Origin of the sequence: Streptomyces sp. NPDC006923, assembly GCF_040635655.1 — a bacterium.
Taxonomy (GTDB): Bacteria; Actinomycetota; Actinomycetes; order Streptomycetales; family Streptomycetaceae; genus Streptomyces.
The window spans coordinates 1-5,915 of the sequence record NZ_JBEYIF010000051.1; the positions used below are offsets into that span (position 1 = coordinate 1).

Genomic DNA, 5,915 nt, shown 5'->3' on the forward strand with positions numbered 1-5,915 from the left:
ACCGCCCAGTGCAACGCCACCAACGACGACGAACACGCCGTATCCACCGTCACCGCCGGCCCCTCAAGCCCCAGCGCATAGGCCACCCGACCGGACATCACGCTGGCTGCGTTGCCCGTACCAAGGAAACCGTCGGTGCTCTCCGGAGAGTTGAGGACCAGGGAAAGGTAGTCCTGGCCGTTACTGCCGGCGAAGACGCCCGTCCTGCTGCCCCGCAGGGTCGCTGGATCGATACCGGCCCGCTCGAACGCCTCCCAGGAGGTCTCCAGGAGCAGCCGCTGCTGCGGATCCATGGACAGAGCCTCGCGCGGCGAGATCCCGAAGAACGTTGGGTCGAAGTCTCCCGCGTCCGCGAGGAACCCTCCCTCCCGGACATATGAGGTGTTCTCGCCTTCCGAGTCCGGGTCATACAAGGCATCCAGGTCCCAGCCACGGTCTCCGGGCATCTCCGAGATCGCGTCACCACCCGAGGTAAGCAACTCCCACAGCTCCTCCGGAGACCGGACACCCCCCGGGAAGCGGCAGCTCATCGCCACAATCGCAATCGGATCATCAGCCACAGCCGGCAACCCCGCGACCGAACCATCCGCCACCGCCACACCCTCGGCCTCACCACCAAGAAGCTCCGACCGCAAAAAGCCCGCCAGCGCCAACGACGTCGGATAGTCATACACAAGCGTCGCCGGAAGCCGAAGCCCCGTCACCGCATTCAACCGATTCCGCAACTCCACAGCCGTCAACGAATCAAAACCCAACTCCTTGAACGCCCGACCCGCACCCACCACCTCCACACCCGCATACCCCAACACCTCCGCAACCGCCGACCTCACCACATCCAACAACAACCGATCCCGCTCCACCCCCCGCACACCCGACAACCGCACAGCCAACGACGAACCCACCACCCCATCCGCACCACCCGCCCCAGACACCCCACGCCCCTCCAACACCCTCCGCACCTCAGGCAAATCCCCGATCAACGCACTGGGTCGTACGGCCGTGAACCCGGGTGCATACCGCTCCCAGTCGATGTCCGCGACCGTCACGACCGTCTCGTCCGCCTCCAGGACACGCTGGAGAGCGTCGATGGCCGACTCGGGGTCCATGGGTGGTACGCCGCCACGGCGCATCCGCGCCGCCAGCGCATCGTCCGACGCCATCCCACCCTCGGCCCACGGCCCCCACGCCACCGACGTCGCCACCAAACCCTCAGCACGCCGCGACTCCGCCAACCCATCCAAAAACGCATTCGCCGCCGCATAATTCGCCTGACCAGCAGCGCCCACACTCCCGCTGATAGAAGAGAACAATACAAACGCCGACAGATCCATCCCACGCGTCAACTCATGCAAATGGACCGCGGACGCCACCTTCGCCCGCCACACCCCCTCAAACCGCTCCGGCGTCAAACCATCCAGCACACCGTCATCCAGCACACCAGCCGCATGCACCACCACCGACAACGGAGACCCCACCGGCAACGACTCCAACAGCTCCGACACCGCACCCCGATCAGCCACATCACACGCCGCAACCGTCACCCCCACACCCAAACCCACCAACTCATCCCGCAACCCCACCGCACCCGGAGCCTCCAACCCACGACGACTCACCAACACCAAATGATCCACCCCACACCCCACCAACCACCGCGCCACACGCCCACCCAACACACCCGTACCACCCGTCACCAACGCCGAACCACCAACCCGCCACGAACCCCCCGACCCCGACCCCGACCCCGCCCGCGACAAACGACGCCCAAACACACCAGACGACCGCACAGCCACCTGATCCTCACCACCCACCACCCCCGACAACACACCCACCAACCGCGACACCACCCGCCCATCCACCGCCTCTGGCAGATCCACCAACCCACCCCACCGACCAGGCAACTCCAACGCAGCCACCCGACCCACACCCCACACCGCCGCCTGACCCGGCCGCACCACCCCATCCGACCGACCAACCGACACACCACCGCGGGTCATGCACCACAGCGCGCCACCGACGCCCGCATCACCCAACGCCTGCATCAGACCGACTGTCCGGACAAGGCTGTCTTCCTCGCTCATGGCCAGCAGTGACACCACGCCGGCTACGGAGGAGATATTCATGTCGGCCAGTTCCGCCAGAATCTGAACGGCGAAGGACTCCCGATCCCTCACCGCCGCCGGGACCACCAGACCACGCACCACGGCCCCGGACTCAGCCAGCCCACCCAGCACCCCCGCGACCAGCACATCGTCAGCGACTGCCTCAGGGACCACCACAAGCCACACACCGGACAGCCGCGCACCAACCGACCCGACCGACAGCGGCTTCCAACTCACCCGATAACGCCACCCGTCCAACGCCGACCGCTCCGACTGACGACGACGCCACGACGACAACACCGGCAACACCGCACTCAGCGGTTGTTCGGGATCGATGGCGAGCTCGGTCGCGAGCGTGGTCGGATCCGCGCTCTCCACGGCCTCCCAGAACTTGGCATCCACCGTATCCAGGGGCGGAGTACCGTCCTGTGCGCCCTCGTCGAGATCCACCCAGTACCGCTGGTGCTGGAAGGCGTAGGTCGGCAGATCCACGCGTCGGGCGCCCGTGCCGGCGAAGAACGCCTTCCAGTCGGGACCGTGGCCCACCACATGCAGCCGCGCCACGGCGGCCGACAGAGACTCCCCGTCCGGACGGCCCTGACGCAAGGCCGGGGTCAGCAGGACGGGCCGCTCCTCCGAGGCCACCTGGATCAAGCAGTCCTGCGCCATCGCGGACAGCACACCATCGGGACCGAGCTCCAGATACGCCGTGACACCCTGCGCCTCCAGGACACGCACCCCGTCCAGGAAACGGACCGCCTCCCGTACGTGACGCACCCAGAACTCGGGGTCACCCATCTCCCCCGCCGACACAACAGCGCTGGTCAGGTTGGACACGATCGGGATCTGCGGGGCCTCATAGGTGAGGCCCGCCACCACCTGGCGGAACTCCTCCAGCATCCCGTCCATCCGCGGCGAATGGAACGCGTGGCTGACCGTGAGCCGCTTGCTCCGACGCTCCTCCGCCTCAAAACGCCCCGCGATCTCCAGCACCGCGTCCTCGTCACCGGACACCACCACCGAGGTAGGTCCGTTGACCGCCGCGACCCCCACCCGGTCCGACAGCAGCGACGAAACCTCGTCCTCCGACGCCTCCACCGCCACCATCGCCCCACCCGACGGCAACGCCTCCATCAACCGACCACGGGCCGCCACCAGCACACACGCATCATCAAGCGACAACACACCCGCCACATGCGCCGCCGTAATCTCACCCACCGAATGCCCGGACAGAAAGTCCGGCCGCACACCCCACGACTCCACCAACCGGAACAGCGCCACCTCCACCGCGAACAACGCCGGCTGCGCAAAACCCGTACGGTCAAGGATTTCAGCGTCCTCCCCGAACACCACATCCCTCAACGACCCCTCAAGACGACCGTCCACATGCGCACACACCGCGTCAAACGCATCCGCGAACACCGGATACACCTCATACAACTCACGCCCCATACCAAGACGCTGACTCCCCTGCCCGGTGAACAGGAACGCCACCTTGCCCTCGGGATCCACTGCCCCCTGCACCACACCGGCCCCGGACCCGCCACCGGCCAGCGCTTCCAGTCCTCGCAGGAATCCGTCCATGTCGTCGGCGACAACTGCCGCTCGCTGCTCCATTCCGGTGCGAGCGGTCGCCAGGGAGTACGCCACATCGAGCGTGGCCGGCCGATCGGCTGAGGCCAAAGAGATACGGAGACGTTCGGCCTGGTCGCGCAGCGCTGGGCCGGTCTGCGCCGAGAGGACCCAGGGGAGCGTCAAGCTTGCCGCTCTCTCACCGGAAAGGGCTGGTGCGGTGCCGGATTCTGTCACTTCTTCGACGGGCGGGGCCTGTTCCAGCACGGTGTGCGCGTTGGTGCCGCTCACACCGAACGCCGAGATTCCAGCCCGTCGGGGCTGCCCGGTCTCCGGCCACTCACGATTGCTGGTCAGCAGCTCGATATCACCGGCCGACCAGTCCACATGCGGCGTCGGCGTGTCCACGTGCAGCGTCTGCGGCAGCACGCCATGCTGCATCGCCAGGACCATTTTGATGATCCCGGCGACGCCGGCCGCGGCCTGGGTGTGCCCGATGTTCGACTTGATCGAGCCGAGCAGCAGCGGCCGGGCCTCCGACCGGTCCTGACCATAGGTGGCCAGGAGCGCCTGCGCCTCGATCGGGTCACCCAGCTTCGTACCGGTGCCGTGCGCCTCCACCGCGTCGACATCCGCAGCCGACAGACCGGCGCTCGCCAGGGCCTGCCGGATCACCCGCTGCTGCGACGGACCATTCGGCGCCGTCAGACCATTCGACGCACCATCCTGATTCACCGCCGAACCACGCACCAAAGCCAACACCGGATGACCATGACGGCGCGCATCGGACAGCCGCTCCACCAACAGCATCCCAACACCCTCACCCCACCCCGTACCATCCGCACCCGCAGCAAACGCCTTGCACCGGCCATCGGCCGCAAGACCACGCTGACGACTGAATTCGATGAAGGCGCCGGGCGTGGACATCACCGTCACACCTCCTGCAAGCGCCAACTCGCATTCGCCATTGCGCAGTGCCTGTGCGGCAAGGTGCAGGGCGACCAGCGACGCGGAGCACGCCGTGTCGACCGTAACTGCCGGGCCTTCCAGGCCGAAGGTGTACGAGAGACGGCCGGAGACAACGCTCGCGGAATTGCCGGTGCTCATATAGCCGTCACCGCCGTCGGGTGAGCTGAGCACAAGCGACAGGTAGTCCTGGCCGTTGGTGCCGGCGAAGACACCGGTCCTGCTGCCGCGCAGGGTCGCTGGATCGATACCGGCCCGCTCGAACGCCTCCCAGGAGGTCTCCAGGAGCAGCCGCTGCTGCGGATCCATCGCCAGGGCCTCGCGCGGCGAGATCCCGAAGAAGGCCGGGTCGAAGTCGGCAACGTCGTAGAGGAAGCCGCCCTCGCGTGCGTATGAGGTGTTCTCGCCTTCCGAGTCCGGGTCATACAAGGCATCCAGGTCCCAGCCACGGTCTCCGGGCATCTCCGAGATCGCATCACCACCCGAGGTAAGCAACTCCCACAGCTCCTCCGGAGACCGGACACCCCCCGGGAAGCGGCAACTCATCGCCACAATCGCAATCGGATCATCAGCCACAGCCGGCAACCCCGCGACCGAACCACCCGCCACCGCCACACCCTCGGCCTCACCACCAAGAAACTCCGACCGCAAAAAGCCCGCCAGCGCCAACGACGTCGGATAGTCATACACAAGCGTCGCCGGAAGCCGAAGCCCCGTCACCGCATTCAACCGATTCCGCAACTCCACAGCCGTCAACGAATCAAAACCCAACTCCTTGAACGCCCGACCCGCACCCACCACCTCCACACCCGCATACCCCAACACCTCCGCAACCGCCGACCTCACCACATCCAACAACAACCGATCCCGCTCCACCCCCCGCACACCCGACAACCGCACAGCCAACGACGAACCCACCACCCCATCCGCACCACCCGCCCCAGACACCCCACGCCCCTCCAACACCCTCCGCACCTCAGGCAAATCCCCGATCAACGCACTGGGACGCACCGCAGTGAACCCGGGCGCATACCGCTCCCAATCAATATCCGCGACCGTCACGACCGCCTCATCGGCCTCCACCAGGCCCTCAAGCACCGCAATCGCACGGTCTGCGGCCATGGGTGGTACGCCGCCACGGCGCATCCGCTCCGCCAGCGCATCGTCCGACGCCATCCCACCATCGGCCCACGGCCCCCACGCCACCGACGTCGCCACCAAACCCTCAGCACGCCGCGACTCCGCCAACCCATCCAAAAACGCATTCGCCGCCGCATA

Annotated in this window: 1 protein-coding gene; it reads right to left on the reverse strand. The window is 66.8% G+C overall.

The features are described 5' to 3' along the window. On the reverse strand, nucleotides 1-5,915 hold a 5,915-nt coding region (locus ABZ707_RS33180; RefSeq protein WP_360182584.1), incomplete at both ends, for a type I polyketide synthase.